The sequence below is a fragment of the Pseudoalteromonas sp. SWN29 genome (assembly GCF_015864465.1).
GTDB lineage: Bacteria > Pseudomonadota > Gammaproteobacteria > Enterobacterales > Alteromonadaceae > Pseudoalteromonas.
Map to the genome: position 1 here is coordinate 1 of NZ_JADYXE010000159.1, position 612 is coordinate 612.

General features: G+C 43.3%; 1 protein-coding gene. It reads right to left on the reverse strand.

Going from position 1 to position 612, the window contains the following annotated elements:
- Positions 1-264 precede the first annotated feature (264 nt).
- Positions 265-612, reverse strand: a 348-nt coding sequence (locus I6F53_RS20290) for a tetratricopeptide repeat protein (RefSeq protein WP_197240960.1), incomplete at its 5' end; no start/stop codon positions are given.

Genomic DNA, 612 nt, shown 5'->3' on the forward strand with positions numbered 1-612 from the left:
TAGGGCTTATGAGGGAGGTTTTCGTATATTTCAGGTAGTATTAACATCACGCACACTTGTGTTGGTGCGCCTGCTGATATAAAATGACCGTATCGAAAGATGGGTTTTATATCTGCTGACACAGATTAAAATTCACCTAACCCCTAGTGTTGGTAGCACTGGGGGTTAGTCGTTTCTAGCACTTGAGTTTACGCTCTCATTGCACTTTCGTCAATTAGCAACCTCTCCGCCAAGCCAAGCCATCTAAGACTCAGCACTCTATCTTTAATTTAACATTCGATAGCCATCACATCCATTTTGGTCGCCATTGTCACAAGACTTACCAAACCATTCTTTTGCAGTTTCATTATTCTGACGTACTCCTTCGCCTAGGTAGTACATCGCTCCAAGAAGAAGCTGAGCATCCGAATCATCTTGATTAGCAGATTTTTCATACCACTCAGCCGCCTTAGCATAATCCTGACGTACCCCTTCGCCTTCATAGTACATCATTCCCATGCCTCTTTGAGCAACCGAATTACCTTGATTAGCAGCTTTTTGAAACCACTCAACCGCCTTAGCATAATCCTGAAGCACGCCTTTACCAGTGTAGTACATATCACCAAGAAGAAG